Origin of the sequence: Streptomyces sp. NPDC002602, assembly GCF_042889445.1 — a bacterium.
In the GTDB taxonomy this organism is placed as follows: Bacteria; Actinomycetota; Actinomycetes; order Streptomycetales; family Streptomycetaceae; genus Streptomyces.
Map to the genome: position 1 here is coordinate 20,366 of NZ_JBIAQX010000028.1, position 16,556 is coordinate 36,921.

A 16,556-nucleotide genomic window follows, 5' to 3' on the forward strand; every position below is an offset into this window, starting at 1 on the left:
TCGCTCGGGAAGACCGGCCGGGAAGACCGGCCGGGAAGACCGGCGACCCTACCGTGAGGTCGTGATGTCCACGGTCTCGCGCACCGTGACCTGGTCGATGTCGGTGGTGCGGACCGTGAGGTTCAGCGTCCACGCGCCGGGCGAGGGCAGCCGCAGGTCGTAGGCGGCCCAGTACCCCTTCTGGTTCTTCAGTTTCGCGTCGAGCGGCCCGATGTCCAGGTCCTCCTGGGTGAGGGTGAGGCGGAGTTCGGGAACGGTCGCCAAGCCCCCGTCCGCCGTGTACACCACGGCCTCCACCGTGTTCTCCCCCACCCGGCCCGGCGCCAGCGTGACCTGCACCGTGCCGCGGTGGCCTGCCGTCCCCATGTCGAACGGCACCATGAGCACCTTCGCCTGCGGCTCCTGCACGGCGACCGCCGACGCCTTCTCATCGGCGGCGCGGCTCGGCTGCGTGCCGGTGAGCAGAGTCGTGATCACCAGCACCACGACACCGAGTGCGGCCTCGGCGGCGACCGTACGCCGCAGGCCGCGCCGGACTCCGTCGGCCTCGGAGACGGGCGGCTCACCACCGACAGGAGCACCGGGCCCGTCACCGGGACCTGCTGCCTCCGGGACGGCCGGTGCGCCGACCGTCTGGGCGACCTTCACCCGCTCGGGCACCGGCACCGGCAGCGTCTCGGTGGCCGGCGGCGCTTCGTGAACAAGACGTGCGGTCCATCGGCGGGAGAAGGACGCCGCCCACAGCACGAGAATCACGGCGACGATCTTGACGCTGAGGGTCCTGCCGTACGAGGTGGTGGACAGCGCCTCCCAGGAGCCGACCTGCCGCCAGGACTGGTACACCCCCGTGCCGACCAGCGTGGCGACCGAGGCGAAGGCGAGCGTGGAGAAGCGGCCGATCGCGGAAGCCGGGACGTCGAGTGCGTCGGGCGCTCGGCGCCGGAGCACGATCAGCAGCGTGATCAGCCCGCCGAGCCAGACCCCCATGGCCAGCAGGTGCAGTACCGCGACGGGAACGGCCAGCGGCACCTGGATGCCGGCGGAGGCGTGTTCGGCGGCAGCCCAGGTCAGGGCCAGGCCCAGGGCGAACGCGGCCGCGACCAGGCGAACACCGTTACCGAAGTCCTGCGGCTGCTGCGAGTCGTCATCCTGCCGGTCCTGCCGGTCCAGCCGTCCGGAGAACCGCTTCAGCAGCAGGACACCCACCGCGAGGAGCACCAGCCGTGCGATCAGCGCGATTCCGGGTTTCCCGGTCACGGTTCGGCTCAACCGGGAGGGGTCGAACACCGACGTGAGCGAGCCGGCCGTCTCGTACGGGCCGCGCAGCAGCAACAGGGCAACGCCGGACACCACCAGAGACGCCCACCCCGTCACCAACAGTCTGCGCACCGGGCGAACCGCGCCCGCGCCGGGCAGGCACACCAGGACGAACGCCACGGCTCCGACGAGGAGGGCCAGGCCGCTGTAGGCGACATAGCGGAAGAAGCCGTACAGGCGGCCGGCGGCCGTGTCGTCCGGTGAATCGGTCACCACCACGGCGGCCGTCTCGGACGGCTTGCCGATGGAGAAGACGAACGCGCCGGAGATCGGGTGGCCGTCGGCGGAGACGACCCGCCACGCCACCGTGTAGGTGCCCTCGATCAACTTGCCGGAGAGCTCCACCCGGGCGGTGTTCCCTTTGCCGTCCACCGGCTGCGGCGGGCGTGGGTTCACCCGCTCGTTGTCCGGCGACAGCACTCTCACCGCGTCGTCGGAGAGGCTGACCGACTCGGTGAAGGTGAGCGTGACCTGCTTCGGTGCTGCCTTGAGGACGGCCCCGTCGGCGGGATCGGCGCCACTGAGGGCGGCGTGAGCGGAGGCCGGGCCCGCCCCGCCCAGCATCAGGGCGAGTACGGCGGCAACCAGCGCCAGGACGGTCAATGACGCTCTCGTGGGAGGCGATCCAGTGTGCATGAAGAAGCGGTCTCCGGTGTGACGGTCGTCATCGGCGCACCGCCGTCCGCACTCGGTCGTGCAGGGCGGCTCCCGAACGTGGAGCCGACCTCGTGCGACACGACTGGCTCCGGCAGGGCTGGGACTCATGGCGCGATGTGGACCCTAGCGCTGCCGGCCTTGGAAGTGACCTGCTTGAGCAACTTCGGCTAAAGCACGCTACGGAAGGCGTGCCTTGAGCATCTTCCCTGTATCTTGCATCCGCTCTTCCCCGCGTGGTGGCCTGCCGCGCGAGCGCACCGCCGGCCGACCGGAGCGGATGACCGGCTGCCGGCCGGCGCGCTGCGACAGGGGCCGCGTCAGTTGTCGGGAGGGTGGGGGAGGCGACGGAGCTCGAGCAGAGCCACCGCGACCTTCACTCCTGTGGAAATGGTCAGGGCCTGCAGAAACGGCATGCCCATGAGCCACAGAGCCACCGTCATGACGGTGAGTACCAGAAAGGCCGGGAGCAGGTTGGTGTGCCTGATCGCGGCGCGCAGGTGTCCGGCTCTGCTCCGATGCCGATCCGCCGCACCGATCGGGCGCGCGGTGACGCCTTCCTCATCGGCCTGTGGCATCGGCGGCCGCCCTTCACTCGTGTTCGTCCCCGACCAAGAGTGTTGGGCGGGGCTCGGCGGACCGCCACCGCTGCCCATCGCCCCGCCGCCATCCGAGGTACGGGTTCACCACACCGGCGCCGATCCGGCGTGCGCGGGTGTGGTGAGCGCTCGGTGTCGTCCAGCGACGGGGCGTCGATCGTACGGGCGCGGGGTGGTCGGCCGCCCGGTCGACGCTTCCTTCCGCAACCGCCACTTCTCGGCGAACGTGCAGGTCATGATCGTGAGGTGCCGTCGGCCGGCGGCCCGCCGCGCGCCCTCACCGGGTCGGCCCTAGCCTGGGATTGCCGTTCCGGCTCCCCGGACGACAGGAGGCTGTGCGGTGAAACCAACCCTCATACGGCTGCGCCGGGCCTGCGTGGCCGGCACGGCGGTCACCCTCCTCATCATCGCCCCGGTGGGCGCGACCGCCGCCGCCCACGGTGCGGCCACCCCCTCACCGTCCGCGGACGACGCCTTCGTCGCGTTGACCCCGGCCGTCAAGGCGCAACTGGACGCGGCCATCGCGAAGACCCTGCGCGAGACCAAGGTCCCGGGCGCGATCGTGGGCCTGTGGGCCCCCGGCAAGGGCAGCTACGTGAAGACCTTCGGCGTGGCCGACAAGGCCACCGGCGCTCCCATGAAGACCGACATGAACATCCGCATCGGCAGCGAGACGAAGACCTTCACGGTCACCGCCCTGCTCCAGCTCGTCGACCAGGGGAAGATCGGCCTGGACGACCCGATAGGCAAGTACATCGCCGGCGTCCCGAACGGCGACACGATCACGCTCCGTGAGCTGGCGGGGATGCGCAGCGGCCTCTTCAACTACAGCGAGGACCCGGGCTTCGACAAGGCGTTCCTGACGAACCCCAACCGCCCCTTCACTCCGAAGGAGTTGCTCGCCTACTCCTTCAAGCACCCGGTGAACTTCGCGCCGAACGCCACGTTCGAGTACTCCAACACCAACCTGATCCTGCTCGGCCAGGTCGTGGAGAAGATCACCGGTCGCCTGCTGCGCGAGGTCATCAACCAGGACGTGCTCGTGCCGGCCAACCTGGGCGGCACCCTCTTCCCGACCGGCAACCAGTACCCCGACCCGCACCCACAGGGCTACACGAACCAGAGCCTCTCCGGGAAGATCGTGAACTCCACCGACTGGGACCCGTCCTGGGCCTGGGCTGCCGGGGCGATGATCTCCAACCTCCATGACCTGCGCAGTTGGGCGAAGACCGTTGCCACGGGCACCCTGCTGAAGCCCGCGACCCAGGCCGAACGCCTCAAGACCCAGCCCATCGGGATCATCCCGGGGGCCTCCTACGGCCTGGGCATCTTCGACGTCCAGGGCTGGATCGGCCACAACGGTTCGATCCCCGGGTACGAGACGCTGACCGTCTACCTTCCCGAGGCCGACGCCACGATGGTCATCGAGCTGAACACCGACGTCACGGTCGGCGGCCAGGAGCCGAGCACCCTCTTCGGCGAGGCGGTCACCTCCATCGTGGCCCCGGACCACGTCTACCCGGGCCACAAACCGACCGACCCCAAGGGCTGAGGCAACAGCCGAGGTCGTCCCGACCGAGCCGGGCAGCACGGCCGGGCACGTCGGTGCCCAGCCGTCACTCCCGCGGCGCCTGCCGGATCCTGGCAAGCGTCAGGACACCGCCCCCGATGCCCCATCCGGCGTCGGCGACCTCTTCGACCAGTACGAGGGTGGTGGCCCGGGCACGGTCGCCGAAGATCTCGGCGTACAGGTCGGTGGTGCGCGTGATGATCTGCTCCTTCTGCTCCGCGGTGAGGGCGCCGGCAGGGACCTTGAAGTTCGCGAATGGCATGGTGCTCTCTCTTCGTACGGGGGACGCCGGAGCTGCTCACGACGAGCAGGAGGTCGAACCCGATGGGACAACCATCCGTCCGAGTCACCTGCTCCGGCCAGGGCTGAGCCCACCCAGGGGTTGCCGGCCCCTGGCTCGGACCCCGCCGGAGAGGCGACGATGAGCGGGTGAACCTTCCCGAGCTAGCGGCATTCCTCAGGTCCCGGCGTGATCGGATCCGGCCGGCCGATGTCGGCCTGCCCGTCGGGCCCCGGCGCCGGGTACCCGGCCTGCGACGGGAGGAGGTCGCACAACTGGCGGGTCTGTCGGCCGACTACTACACCGAGTTGGAACGCGGACGGGGCGCCCAGCCTTCGTCCCAGACACTGGCCGCCCTCGCCCGGGCGCTGCGGCTGGGTGGAGACCAGCGCGACCACCTGTTCCACCTCGCGGATCGGCCGCTGCCCGCGTCGGCGCACGGCGCGAGCCCGCGGCACGTCCAGCCCGCCCTGCTCGGGCTCCTGGACCGGCTGGCCGCCACGCCCGCCCAGGTCATCACCGACCTGCACGAGACCCTCGTCCAGAACGAGCCGGCCGCGGCACTGCTCGGCCGGGCTCCGGAACCGCGCGGCCCCGCCACCGGCTTCGCATACCGTTGGTTCACCGATCCGGCTTCCCGCGCCGTCTACCCGACCGAGGACCATCCGCACCACTCACGGGTCTTCGTCTCTGACCTGCAGGCAGTCGCCGCCCGCCGGAGCCGCGACACCCAGGTCGCCCGGATGACGGCCGCACTGCGGCGGCGCAGCGCGGAGTTCGCCGCCCTGTGGGACACCCATGACGTCGGCCTGCGCCGCACCGATCACAAGCGCATCGTGCACCCCACGCTGGGCGTCATCGAGTTGGACTGCCACAGTCTGTTCAGCGAGGACGGCCGCCAGCGCCTCCTGTGGTTCACGGCCCCGCCCGGTACGGAGGGCGCCGCTCAGCTCGAGCTGCTCGGCGTCATCGGCACGCAGGACCTGGCGCCGACCAAGAGTGGCTCCCTCACCGAAGGCGGCGTCCACGCGGGCTGAGAGCAGCACCACAGGCCCCCGCTCCCCGCTCCTTCCTGCTTCCCCCACAACGCGGCGCAGGTGGCCGGCTCGTTCCGTGACCGCCGACCGGATCGTGCGCGCCGCCCCCTGGGGGCGGAGTCAATCCCGTCGAGCCAGAACGGTGAAGAGTGCGCCCTCCGGGTCCCGGAGGGTGACCCATCGGCCGGTGGTGGAGGTTTCCACGGGGGAGACGGCCCTGCCTCCCGCGGCGGTGGCGGCTTCCACGGCAGCCTCCAGGTCGGGCACCCGGAAGTGGATGTGCCACCGCGGCCGGACGTTCGGGTCGGGATCCTCGTCCACGGTTCCGCCGCTGATCCGCGCGACGGTGTCGGTGCCGTGCCTCAGGACGACGCGGTCGTGCTCGTGTTCGTACGCCACCACGCAGGACCTGGGAGGTTCACCGACCCAATCCAGCACCTCCCCGTAGAAGATGGCGGACGCGAAGGCGTCGCGCGTACGGAGTTCCAGCCATGCGGGGGCGGTGCCACGACCCACCCCCCAGTTCTTGAGGACCCGGCCTTGCCAGAGTCCGAAGACCGCCCCGCCGGGGTCGGCGGCAAGGACGGCCCGGCCCGTGCCGAAGGACAGCGGGCCCACGGCGACGGTGGCGCCGCGCTCGCGAACGCGGGAGGCGCTCACATCGGCGTCGTCGACGGCGAAGTACGGCGTCCAGGCCGCGGGCAGTGACAGATCCTCGGCGAGGGCCCCGAGACCGGCGACCGGAGCGCCGTCGCGGAACGCCAGCACAAGCCGTTCCCCGAGTCGGGTGCCGCGGAACGTCCAACCCAGCACTGCGCCGTAGAACCGTCGCGCGGATTCGAGATCCCGGGTCATCAGGCTCACCCAGCAGGGCGCACCGAGGACTTCATGGCTTGACGTGGACACAGCTCCGAGCCGCCTCATTCCGCCGCACACCTCTTGTCGGACGCTTCCACCGTAGCTTGGCCGGTGGATGAAATCGGTGAGGTGAAGCGCCCCTCCGGCCAAACGCTCGACTCTTGGGCCCGACCCTCGGTCGTGCCGGCATCCATCAACCCCCCTGTCGACCTCTGGCCGGGGTCCTCGTTGCCACGGCATGGAGGCGGTGCGGCAGCCGACGCCAGAGAGGTTGTGGGGTCTTCCCTCGTGCGATGCCCGAGGTGCCGGTGCGTCCGTGAGGTGGTGGACGTCGGAGGGCCGCCGTGACTTCGACGGAGCATTCTCGGTGCGGGAGAGCGATCAGGCACGGCTGTCGGCTTTTCTCCGCTGGTGTCGCAGGGCGTCGGCGCCTGCGGCGATGACTTCGGCGAGCCGGTTGGCGAAGGTCGCGTTGCATCCTCCGAGTCGGACGAAGCCGTGGCCTGCCACCGGGCCGTCGTTGCTGAGGGAGGGGAGGAACATGTCTGCGAGTGCGAGTGCCGCCTGGAGGTTGGTGACGGCGTCTTCGCCGTCCTGATAGGCGGCGTCCTGGCGCCGCTTGTACTGGACTCGTTCGGCGTGGGTCATCTCGTACGCCATCGTTGCCGACCTCTCGTTCTGGGCGTGGGTGGTGACGCGCAGGAGCGCGTGGTGTACTCGGTTCGTCGGCGGGGCGGGGCCTCTCACCCGGGGGCCGGCACTGCGCGCACGAGTTCCCCGGGCGCTGTGGCGCCGATCTCTCAGTCCCACATACGTCTTGGTCGCCCGCCGATGGCGCCGGCCCCGTTGCCGGGCTTGCCCATGGGGTGGACGCCGCCGGTGCGCGATGCGAGTACCGGGACGTCGATGTCCGAGGGCGTGCGTGTGTGTGGCTGGGAGCCGTGGAGGCGTGAGACAGGCCCAGGTCCGGTTCGCGCCGGGACGAAACAGCTGGTCCGTCGGGCTGAGTCTGTGGACGGCCCGTGACTATCGGTTTCGATCTTCGTTTCAAGGGTGCAGGCGAGCACCCCTCCGACGTGTGGGAAGGACCGGGTTGGCCAGGAAGTTACCGGCTGCTGACGCCTCCGCTCTTCCTGGTGGCCGACCATACGAGGCTCGCCCCTCTTGTGTCGTCGCCCGAGGGGGCCGCTTCCGCCGTGGCGCCCGGCCCGGCATCCCGGACACGCGCTTGGCCATGTCGGCGGGCCGACCCCCCTTGACGGTACGGATTCGAGTCCGGCTCTCCTGCGGGTGTGCGCCGTCCTTCGGCGGGCGGGCGGTTGAGGAATCCGGTGCCTCACACGCCGCCGCCGCGACAGCGATCGCCGGCCCGGTGGCCTGCACCACCTGTCGCAACAACCGGCAAGCGTGGACCGGGCCGACACGCATCGCGTCGAACCGCGCAAGCGGCGTTGCCGCACGTCAACTGCCTTCATTCGTCCTATCCGAACCTGTGACCGTGGGACGTCTGGCGGATGGTCCTGTTGTCCGTCGCGGGGTAGCCGGGAGCCGTCCTGTCCTGGACGCGGCCGGCAGCCGTGGCCGTCTGCTTGAGCTGCGCCGTCGGCGAGAGCGACGGGGTTCGGTGTCGTGGGGCGGCCTGGCGAGGTGGTCGTGTGAGGGTGATCTGACGGACCAACTGTTGGAAGCAGGCCAGCGCCGCGACGGCGGGAAGGGCGGACGCCGCCCCGGCGGCGATCGTTCTGGGCGCCTGGGCCACGCACAGAAGTGTGGCCAGGGTGGAGAACAGCAGGACGATGGACCAGGAGTGGAGCGCGCGGCGCTGGTGCAGAGCGGATCTGAGGATGGACAGGGAGGCGACCATCCAGGGACCGTAGATCAACAAGGGCCACCAGTTGACGACTTCGCGGGCGGTTTGGGGTGCGGCGCTGTGGCGCAGGGCGTCGCAGATGGCCAGTCCACTGAGGATGCTCACCACGGTGGCGATGGCGGCGACCAGCGCGGCGGTGAACAGACTCCCCGTCTGCACCAGGGTCATCACGGGCGACTTCGACTGGTTTCTGCGGTGCCCGCCGGAGGGTGGTGTGGGCGTACGCTCGCCGGGTGTGTGCTGCGGACCCGCGACGAACCCGAGGGCGCCGGCCGTGTCACCGGCCGTGCCGAAGCCGACTCGGGTGAACGACTCCGCCTGCCCGAGACCAGGGTCCGCTCGGAGAAGACCGGCGAACTCCGTTGCCGGGTCCCACGGCGCCTGAGCCTCGTCCGGCCCGCCGGGGAGTCGCCCCGGGGAGGACTGTTGCGCGTGTTCTGGTCGGTCCCAGAACGCGGAGGCTTCCGGCTGGGGTTGGAGACCTTGGACGCCCGGGTATCCGTACGGCTCATACACGGGAGCTGCCACCCGAACACTCGCCGGTGGCCGTGGCGGGTGGTGCCGTCCTTGCCGACCGCCTGCTGAACTCCTCCTGGATCATGCTCATCGTATGGAGGAAGTCCTCGAAGACCAACGAGGAGTAGCGAAGATCGATTTCCTGGCTTTCGTCCCCCAGCGTCGCGTTCCGCGTCTCGCCGCGATCAGTTGAGGGGGGAGTGAACATCCACTTCCCCATCCGGGTGGCCCCGGAGCGAAAGCCGTCTCTCTGCCCTTCTCCCTTCGCGGCCCTGCGGAGGGAGAAGGGGAGCTTTGCTGTTGTCATATTCCTTAAACGCTGCCGGTGTTGGTCTGGGTGTGTGCCATCCGGGTGATAGTGGTTGACGAATCGGCGTTGACGCCGTCTTATCGGTTCTGCAAATCGACCGCAGCCCGACGGACCCGTCACTCATGATCCGCCCGCACCCGCCGGCGCGCGGATGGCGACGCGTGCACTCCGATTCGACGGCCCTGCTGCGTGCCGCGCATTCTCCGTAGCCGGCTCCGTGCACGGCGGACTGTCCACGCATGCCGTCGTCTCGGTGCGGGCCGTCAGCCCGATCTCCCCCTCGAACGGGACCCCCTCGCCGGTTCCTCGACCCTCTTCCCGCCATCGCCGCCATCGCCGGCGACGCCGCCCCGCAGAGGCGCACCGATCCTCGGTTTGCGGCCCCGCCGGGTCACCGGTCGGCCCCTCTGGCCGCCACAGCCTTTGAATGATCATCGGTACACAGGCCGGGATGCGCGGATCGAGAAGTTGCCCCGCATGACTGCAATCGGTGGAGGGGGCGCAACTCTGCATATGCCTATGCGTTATGTCGGAGGAACGTCTGGGGCCCTGGTTCTCGTGCGGCCCCCCCTGAAGCTCAACCTTTGAAAGGATCGATTGTGGGAGACATCTTCCTATGGATCATGCTGATTCTCGTCGCGCTGGCCACAGGACTCACGGCACTCACGTCATCGGGGACGGGCCGACTCTGGGCCGTGGACACCTTGGAGCTGAGGCGCCAACAGCGCTTCGAGCACGTCTTGTCCCTTCATGTGCGTGCGGTCTCGCTCTCTCGTTCGGCAGCCGCGGCACTGGTGCAGTCGGGCGAGCAACCCGTCGGTGTCTTCCCTCACTTGAGCGGAGAGCCGCTGGGACTCGTTCACGAGGCAGGTCAGTCACCCTGCACGCCGGAGCGTCACGACTGGGCGCCTCACCGGCAGTCAACGCCACTCGCCGAGCAGCCGCATCTCTGACCCCGCCTGCCTGGCCCTCGCCGATGCCCTCGCCACCGGTGGTGGCCTGCACCCCGGCTGGTGAGGGCTTCCGGGTCGCGGCGAGCCCGAGAGTCGGACTCGACGAGGGCGGAAGCGGCGAGAGTTCGCCAAGGGGCCGTCCTGCCCGACCTCCCGGTCAAGCGCGCCAACCGAAAGAGGCGTCGCCGGTATAGCTGAAAAACCCCGGCAATTCGTACATTGCCGTGCATGTCAAAACCCTGGCAATCCGGATGCCGGTGGAGGCGAGTAAAAACCCCGACACTCCGCTCATTACTCGTTTTAGGGCGACGAATGGGCATGCTCAAGCGGCGGTGACCTGTCCAATCCATGCTCGGTGAACCCCTGTGCCGGGCGTTGAGGAGGTGTGCAGACATTCCTCAACCGAAAGGAGCATCACCATCCATTACCGTGGAGATCCGGCACGACAGCGGCCGAGGAACCGCCTCCCTTCCGGCGAGTACCCCGGCAGCGGGTTCCCTCTCCCAAGGCGCGCGGCGGAGGGGGAATCCGGCTCATCGCCCGTCCGACTGAAGGGCCTTCCCCTCAGTTGGGGCACGGTGCGCGAGAGGGGGAAGTGTGAGGTTAGCCGCCGGCAGTGATCCAGCCGCTCGTAGTCCGTGGTCGGCGGCGGCGCGAGCCGTGCGTACTGCGCGGGTGGCTTTGATGCAGGTCACACGCCGTCTGGCTGAAGCGGGCATTGCCGGCGGAACCACGCCGCCCCGCACGAACTCGACGTCGATGCAATTGCTTCAGGACGAGTACCGGGCGGGTTTCGCCCTGAGCCCGCCTCCTCCGGAGAGCTCCGCAGCCGACCGCCGGGAATGTCCGTGGTGCCGACTCCTTGGCAATCCCGAGCCTCGTGACCGGTCTGGGCCCGGTGACCCTTGGTCGTGAGAGAACGCAGGGGCCGGCTCGTCCCCTGGGGCGCGGGCTGGTTCTCGTGACCGTCGATCAGGGAAACCGCGTTGGTCGAGCTTCCGCCGCGGTGAAGAGCGGGCGCGGTCGGGTCGTAGGCGATTCCACGGCACGTTCGAGGCCCAGGTCCTGAGGATCTGGCCGGCGCGTTCCCGCCCTGCGGGCTCCGGCACGCTCCTCGGATGTCGACCCCGGAGCCGGGCCTCGCGATCAGGGCCGCCTCGTCGCCCTCTTGCCGCGGCACGCCCAAGTGGCATCGGCGCGGCGCCGGCCCCTGAGTGGTGCATGCCCCGGCCCGAGTGCCCGGGGCTTCGGGGCGGGGTGCCCGGGCCTGACGTCTGACCCGCTCACCCGTGGCGGGTCGGTCAGGCGCGGGGCCGCCTTCACATCGCATCGCGGTGTCGCGGTCAGGCGTCAGGCCCTTCTTGCCGGACCGCGGTGGGGCGTGCCGATCGGCGCCGGGGGTCCCCGCCGCCCCGGGCTCGCCGAGCACGCGTTCACTCCCCGTGTGTTGGGCACATCACTGCCGCGCGACTACCAGGCGAGTCGGGCGCGCAGTGTCTTGCCGCCGAAGGGCCTGGGCGTGACGAGGGTGTCGCGGGCGAGGTCGTTGACCATGTGCCGGCCGAACCCTCCCGTGCCCCCGACGAGGTCGGGGGCACGCGTGCGCGGCATCCTCGGGTTGGAGTCGTCAACGGCGACCTCGATCGTGCCGGGGTGACCGGCTGCGGTTCGCCGAGGCGATCGGCGCGATTCCCATCAACACGGCGGAGCAGGATCCGTCCGAGGCCGTCAAGGAAGCCACACTCGGCCTCGGCGCGGACAACGCCTGCGAGTGCGTGGGCTACCGGGCCCACGACCCGCAGGGCCACGAGGACGCCTCCCTGACCACGAACGGACTGATCGACGCCGTCCGCTTCACCGGCGGTCTCGGCGTCGTCGGCGTGTTCCTGCCCGAGGACCCCGGGGCCGCGCAGACCCAGGGAGAAGCCGAAGCGCAGGGCAAGTTCGTCGGGGGCGACTGAGGGGTGGCGACCGACGGGCCGTCGACACCCCCAACCCCCAGGTGACCTCGTGAGGTCGGCGTCGTTGAGTACCGCGACGATCAGCCGAGATACTGCCCCCGAAGTCAGCCTGTGGCGGTGAAGACGCGTTGATTTCCGGCGCGGCGAATCGATTCGTCACCTCGGCCATGATGTGTTGGGGGACCGGATGACGGTCCGAACGGGAGGTAGAGCGCCAGTGTCGGCCAAGCAGAACCCCACCATCAGGAGAATCACTCTGGGTGCCGAGCTGCGCCGACTTCGCATGGCCTGCGGCCTCACAGGCATGCAGGTCGCCGATCAGTTGCTGATCTCCCAGCCCAAGATCAGCCTCATGGAGACGGGTCGTCGCGCCATCAGTCCCCGCGATGTGCGTGATCTGTGCCGTCTTTACGGAGTCGTGGACCAGCAGGTCGTCGGCGCGTTGATGCGGATGGCCAGTGAATCGAAGCGCCGGGGCTGGTGGGTCGCCTATGGCGACGTCCCCTACGCCGCCTACATCGGCCTGGAGACGGAAGCCTCCTCGATCCGCTCCTACGAGCCCCTGCTGATCCCCGGACTTCTCCAGACCCCCGCCTACGCGGCGGCGGTCGTATCCGAAACGATTCCCCGGCCCACGTCCGAGCAGGCGAGCGCACGGCTGGAGGTACGGATGCGCCGCCAACACCGGGCCCACCATCCCGCCCGCCCCCTGCGCCTGTGGGTCGTACTCGACGAATCGGTACTGCACCGTGTGGTCGGCGGCCCCGACACCATGCGCGAACAGCTCGAGCACCTGAACCAACTCGGCGCACAGCCGCACATCACCGTGCAGGTCCTCCCGCACGACGCCGGAGCGCACCCGGGTGTGTCGGGACAGTTCTCCCTGCTGCACTTCACCGGTGAGCCCGATACGGGGACGGTGTACCTCGAACGGCTCACCAGTGACCTCTATCTGGAGAAGCGAGCCGACGTGCAGCGGTACGGCGTGGTGTACGACCACCTGCGGGCCCAGGCACTCAGCCCGGAGGACACCGCGCACCTCATCACCCGCACCATCAAGGTCCATGCCGGGAGGCGCGACGCACACGCGCCCGTGTGAGGAACGCCCCCGGTCTGTGAACCCGGCCCGTGAGCCCGGCCCGTGAGCCCGGCCCGTGAGCCGGGCCCGCGTACGGCCGACCTCCTCAACCACGCGCGGGCGTGGCCTCGGTGGTGGGGGCAGGCGCCCCTCGTCCGTCCGGCGCGACCTGGTTCCGCGGACCGGCCACGTCAGGGTGTCGGCCCTGTGCGGGCACCGATGAAGTGCCGGCCGTACGATCGACGGACGCCGGTCGCCACATGCCCGTCCGCCGGACCGCACGCCGGCACAGCCCGGGCAATGCGGTGTAGAAGCGATCGGGGAGGAAGACGGCGTCCGCCACGATCATCGCTCCGGAGAAGAGCGGCAGCCCCATGATCACCGCAATGCCGATGTGCATGCTCAACAACATCACCAGGACCGGGTACTTGAGCCTGCCGAAGAGCACGAACGGGAAGGCGACCTGGAGCAGCACCGTCGTATAGGTGGCGATCGCGATCAGGAGCGTGTGCTCGTCCGCGAAGTGGGAGAGCGTGGGCCAAGGTTGGAAGAGTTCGAGGTTCAGGACGTAGTGGAGGGCCGTCCCGCTGCCCCAGGACGCGCCCTGGACCTTGTACAGGCCCGCTGACCCGTACAGGAAACAGACCTCCGCGGCCATGACGAAGAGGGCGCAGTTGTGCACGACCGTCATCGCGGTGCTGCGCGCCTCGCCCAGTCGGAGCAGGACGAGACTCCTCGTACGGCCGGCCGAGCTGTCCGTGCGAGCCGCCTTCAGGCGGATCCTGCGGGCGTCCAGCGACCACCGCCGACCACACGCGGTGAAGGCGAGGTAGACGGCCATCAGCAGGATCAGGTTGTCCCCGCCGTCCGTCATGAAGATCGATCGCGCGTGGAACGACGTCACCACGACGGCGAACAGGACGGACACGGCGCGAGTTCGCCACCCCAGCATGAACAGCGCGGACGTGAAGAGAGCCGTCACGTAGCAGAGTTCGAAGTAGGCGCGACCGTCGGACAGGGCCAGGACGCTGCTCCAGCCCGTCTGGTCGAAGAGTTGACGCGCGAGCGTGGGCGTCCACGGGGAGGCGGGGCCCCAGATCTCGTGACGATGCGGGAACTCCCGCAGAAGGAACAGCAGATAGATCAGACCGTAACCGGCCCGCAAGACCGACGCCGCGTACAGCGACACCGGCCGGTCGGTGACGAGCGTGATGAGGCGCTGCGTCGCTCCCGAGGACTTGCGGTACGTGCTGTCCCGAGAAGGGGCCGACGCCGGAGGGGACTGGGGGACGTGCTCATTTCCCATGGGAGGTCACCTTCCACCAGGGCAGGAGCCGCTCTTCGACGGGCTTCGGCGAGCGGTTGCCGGCCGGTGCGCCCGGCGCGGCGACGGGCAGCGTGAGAACGCGGAGCTGGACGAATTCGAAAGCGCCGGTGCGCCTGTGGGTGGCGACGCGGTCCGCGGCGATGTTCCCGAGATACTCCTGCATCATCACGGCACGATCCGAGTTCGAGGTGTCGTCCCCGCCGTGCGTTTCCACGTAGGAGGTCCAGGCGCGGCGCAGGAGATTCTGTGACGTGTGGCTGGGGAAGACATTGTGCTCGACCGCGGAATTGTCCACGGCGGTCAGGTCGAACCAGGGGCTCACCTGAACAGAACCGCGCGGGGCGGTGTGGGCCGTTCTCACGAGAATCTGTCGGTTCACGGAGTCGGGATCCGGCGCGAACAGCCGCCAATTCTGTTCGAAGAGGGGGTAGATCCAAGCGTTGATCTGTGGGCCGAACCGCTTTGAGACGGCATTGGGGGGAGCCACGTGGAGGAACAACAGAACCACATGGGTAACAGTCGTCACCAGGCACAGGACTACGAACGTACGGAGTACCGCCGCCAGTACACGGGTGTGCCGGGGTGGCCGGCACGGCACGACCGTTTCGTCGTGCTGCTCCTTCGCGGCCGGATCAGATCCGTCCTTCGGGAGTTCCTTCACGGACGCTGACGCGATTCCGCTCGACACCGCCCCACCCTGCCTTTCTCGTATCGGCCGCTCGCATCCGCGTTCGCCGTCGGATCCGGCGGCGGCGCACGGCGGGTCCGATGAGGACTCCGCCGCGCGCCGCTGTCCGGTGAGCGGGCTTCGTACAGTCCGCTGCCTGGCCCAGTCCGCTGCCTAGCCCTCGAAGGACTCGTGGTCGAAGTTCACGGGCGCGTCGCCGTAGCCGTGGTGCTCGCCCGGCTTTCCGCCGTGGTCGTGCTCGCCGGGCCCTTCGCCGTGCTCGTGGTCGGGCTTGCCCGGTCCTTCACCGTGCCAGTGGTCGCCCTTGCCCGGTCCCTCGCCGGGCCCCTGCCCGTGGCCGTGTCCCGGCCTGCCGGGCTTGCCGCCGTTCCCGCCGGTCACGTTGCCACCGGTGATGTTCCCGCCGGTGATGTTCCCGCCCGTGGTGTGCCCACCGGTGGTGTTGCCCGCGGTGGCGGCTCCGGTGGTGTTGCCCGCGGTGTTCCCCGACGTGTTGCCGGAGATGTTCCCCGAGGTGCCTCCGGTCACGACGTTGGCGATGGGTCCGCCGAGCAGGCCGCCGCCCGTCGTCACGCCACCGAGAACGCCGCCGAGGACACCCGACGTCGCGCCGCTCGTGGTGCCGCCCGTGGTGCCGGCCGTCGTGCCCGTCGTCGTCCCGGTCGTCGTGCCCGTGGTCGTCCCGGTCGTCGTCCCCCCGGTGGTGCCGGTCGAGCACTGCCCCAGGAAGATCCGGTTGGTGTCGAGGGTCACCGCGCCGTTGCGGGCCAGTGCCCGGCCCTCGATGTTCGTGCCCGTGGTGACACTGATCGAGGTCAGCGCCATGATGGTGCCCACGAAGGTGGAGTTGGTGCCGAGGGTGGCGGAACTACCGATCTGCCAGTACACGTTGCACGGCGAGGCGCCGTTGGTGAGGAGCACCCGGCTGGAGGAAGCCGTGGTCAGTGCTTCGGGAATCTGGAACACCCAGACGGCGTTCGGGTTTCCTCCGGCGTCCAGGATCAGGTCACCGGTGAGACCGACACCCGACACAGCGGTGTGGACACCGGGAAGCAGGGTGTTGCCCATCCCGATTCCCGCCGCCAGCGCGAAGTCCGTGGCCTGTCCGGCGGCGTTGTTGTACGCCACGACCAGGTCGCTCTTGGCCTGGAGGGCGGCGGCGTCCGCCGAGTGCACGGCACCGAGCACCAGGCCCGGAGGGAATCCGCTGATCGCCGTACCCGGGTGCACCCCGAGATCGTGGCTGATCACCGAGGGGCCCGTGTTCGTGATCTCCTCGCCCGCCAGAACCGAGTAGCTCGCCGCCGTGGCCAGCGGCACGGGGGTGGCGATCGCCAGCGCCGTAGTCGGAGTGACGGCGACCATGACGGCGGCCACCGCTACCGCGATGCCCGACGCCAAGCCGCCGGACACGGCGCGGCGCCGAGCCGCTTGAAGGATTCTCAGTTTCATCGAGAGGCCATTTCCTTGAGGGGCCGTGGCGTGCCGGGCCCGACCGATTGCCCGGGAAGCCTGATGGACGAGACGGCATATTACGC

At 69.6% G+C, this 16,556-nt stretch carries 14 protein-coding genes and 1 pseudogene; 4 read left to right on the forward strand and 11 right to left on the reverse strand.

Annotation, left to right across the window (positions count from 1 at the left end):
* Positions 1–48: 48 nt before the first annotated feature.
* Entirely contained in the window at positions 49–1,920 is a 1,872-nt protein-coding gene (locus ACFYW3_RS37340) for a copper resistance CopC/CopD family protein (protein ID WP_389388797.1), read from the reverse strand.
* Between the two features lie 371 nt (positions 1,921–2,291).
* On the reverse strand, positions 2,292–2,549 hold the full coding sequence (locus tag ACFYW3_RS37345; RefSeq protein WP_351763268.1) for a hypothetical protein: 258 nt from the start codon (positions 2,547–2,549) through the stop codon (positions 2,292–2,294).
* Positions 2,550–2,910: 361 nt separating this feature from the next.
* Here ACFYW3_RS37345 and ACFYW3_RS37350 point away from each other — a divergent pair, with 361 nt between their 5' ends.
* Positions 2,911–4,122, forward strand: coding sequence for a serine hydrolase domain-containing protein (locus ACFYW3_RS37350; RefSeq protein WP_389388798.1), 1,212 nt, complete (start codon positions 2,911–2,913; stop codon positions 4,120–4,122).
* Between the two features lie 64 nt (positions 4,123–4,186).
* Here ACFYW3_RS37350 and ACFYW3_RS37355 read toward each other — a convergent pair whose 3' ends face one another.
* A complete protein-coding gene (locus ACFYW3_RS37355) occupies positions 4,187–4,402 on the reverse strand; it encodes a 4-oxalocrotonate tautomerase family protein (RefSeq protein WP_351763264.1) in 216 nt (71 codons plus the stop codon).
* Between the two features lie 167 nt (positions 4,403–4,569).
* Between ACFYW3_RS37355 and ACFYW3_RS37360 the strand changes: the two genes are divergently transcribed.
* On the forward strand, positions 4,570–5,457 hold the full coding sequence (locus ACFYW3_RS37360) for a helix-turn-helix domain-containing protein (protein WP_389388799.1): 888 nt from the start codon (positions 4,570–4,572) through the stop codon (positions 5,455–5,457).
* A 120-nt stretch (positions 5,458–5,577) separates the two neighbouring features.
* Here the strand turns inward: ACFYW3_RS37360 and ACFYW3_RS37365 are convergent, their stop codons facing one another.
* The 5 genes from ACFYW3_RS37365 to ACFYW3_RS37385 all read right to left on the reverse strand — a co-directional run bounded on the left by ACFYW3_RS37365 (position 5,578) and on the right by ACFYW3_RS37385 (position 11,575).
* The gene (locus tag ACFYW3_RS37365; RefSeq protein ID WP_389388800.1) at positions 5,578–6,312 is read right to left on the reverse strand and encodes a VOC family protein; all 735 of its coding nucleotides are present in this window, start codon (positions 6,310–6,312) and stop codon (positions 5,578–5,580) included.
* Between the two features lie 384 nt (positions 6,313–6,696).
* Complete coding sequence (locus ACFYW3_RS37370; protein WP_351763259.1) at positions 6,697–6,975, reverse strand: hypothetical protein; 279 nt, start codon at positions 6,973–6,975, stop codon at positions 6,697–6,699.
* Positions 6,976–7,795: 820 nt separating this feature from the next.
* On the reverse strand, positions 7,796–8,353 hold the full coding sequence (locus tag ACFYW3_RS37375; RefSeq protein ID WP_389388801.1) for a hypothetical protein: 558 nt from the start codon (positions 8,351–8,353) through the stop codon (positions 7,796–7,798).
* Between the two features lie 340 nt (positions 8,354–8,693).
* A complete protein-coding gene (locus tag ACFYW3_RS37380) occupies positions 8,694–9,008 on the reverse strand; it encodes a hypothetical protein (RefSeq protein ID WP_351761373.1) in 315 nt (104 codons plus the stop codon).
* Positions 9,009–11,434: 2,426 nt separating this feature from the next.
* Entirely contained in the window at positions 11,435–11,575 is a 141-nt protein-coding gene (locus ACFYW3_RS37385; protein ID WP_389388802.1) for a hypothetical protein, read from the reverse strand.
* A 44-nt stretch (positions 11,576–11,619) separates the two neighbouring features.
* Between ACFYW3_RS37385 and ACFYW3_RS37390 the strand changes: the two are divergent.
* Together ACFYW3_RS37390 and ACFYW3_RS37395 are read left to right on the forward strand one after the other, a co-directional pair.
* Positions 11,620–11,907, forward strand: a pseudogene (locus ACFYW3_RS37390) (aldehyde dehydrogenase); the annotation flags it as partial.
* 235 nt (positions 11,908–12,142) lie between these two features.
* A complete protein-coding gene (locus ACFYW3_RS37395) occupies positions 12,143–13,024 on the forward strand; it encodes a helix-turn-helix domain-containing protein (protein ID WP_389388803.1) in 882 nt (293 codons plus the stop codon).
* A gap of 85 nt (positions 13,025–13,109) precedes the next feature.
* Here ACFYW3_RS37395 and ACFYW3_RS37400 read toward each other — a convergent pair whose 3' ends face one another.
* The 3 genes from ACFYW3_RS37400 to ACFYW3_RS37410 form a co-directional block, all read right to left on the reverse strand.
* Positions 13,110–14,309, reverse strand: coding sequence for an HTTM domain-containing protein (locus ACFYW3_RS37400; RefSeq protein WP_389388804.1), 1,200 nt, complete (start codon positions 14,307–14,309; stop codon positions 13,110–13,112).
* The gene (locus ACFYW3_RS37405) at positions 14,299–14,991 is read right to left on the reverse strand and encodes a DUF5819 family protein (RefSeq protein WP_389388805.1); all 693 of its coding nucleotides are present in this window, start codon (positions 14,989–14,991) and stop codon (positions 14,299–14,301) included. The genes ACFYW3_RS37400 and ACFYW3_RS37405 overlap by 11 nt, the downstream gene beginning before the upstream one ends.
* 180 nt (positions 14,992–15,171) lie before the next feature.
* Positions 15,172–16,470, reverse strand: coding sequence for an ice-binding family protein (locus tag ACFYW3_RS37410; RefSeq protein ID WP_351761384.1), 1,299 nt, complete (start codon positions 16,468–16,470; stop codon positions 15,172–15,174).
* Positions 16,471–16,556: the final 86 nt, after the last annotated feature.

Bases quoted from the DNA above. Each gene is read 5' to 3' on its own strand.
- ACFYW3_RS37380 (WP_351761373.1), bottom strand. From the start codon at position 9,008: ATGACAACAGCAAAGCTCCCCTTCTCCCTCCGCAGGGCCGCGAAGGGA.
- ACFYW3_RS37375 (WP_389388801.1), bottom strand. From the start codon at position 8,353: ATGACCCTGGTGCAGACGGGGAGTCTGTTCACCGCCGCGCTGGTCGCC.
- ACFYW3_RS37400 (WP_389388804.1), bottom strand. From the start codon at position 14,309: ATGGGAAATGAGCACGTCCCCCAGTCCCCTCCGGCGTCGGCCCCTTCT.
- ACFYW3_RS37410 (WP_351761384.1), bottom strand. From the start codon at position 16,470: ATGAAACTGAGAATCCTTCAAGCGGCTCGGCGCCGCGCCGTGTCCGGC.
- ACFYW3_RS37355 (WP_351763264.1), bottom strand. From the start codon at position 4,402: ATGCCATTCGCGAACTTCAAGGTCCCTGCCGGCGCCCTCACCGCGGAG.
- ACFYW3_RS37365 (WP_389388800.1), bottom strand. From the start codon at position 6,312: ATGACCCGGGATCTCGAATCCGCGCGACGGTTCTACGGCGCAGTGCTG.
- ACFYW3_RS37385 (WP_389388802.1), bottom strand. From the start codon at position 11,575: ATGCCGCGCACGCGTGCCCCCGACCTCGTCGGGGGCACGGGAGGGTTC.
- ACFYW3_RS37345 (WP_351763268.1), bottom strand. From the start codon at position 2,549: ATGCCACAGGCCGATGAGGAAGGCGTCACCGCGCGCCCGATCGGTGCG.
- ACFYW3_RS37370 (WP_351763259.1), bottom strand. From the start codon at position 6,975: ATGGCGTACGAGATGACCCACGCCGAACGAGTCCAGTACAAGCGGCGC.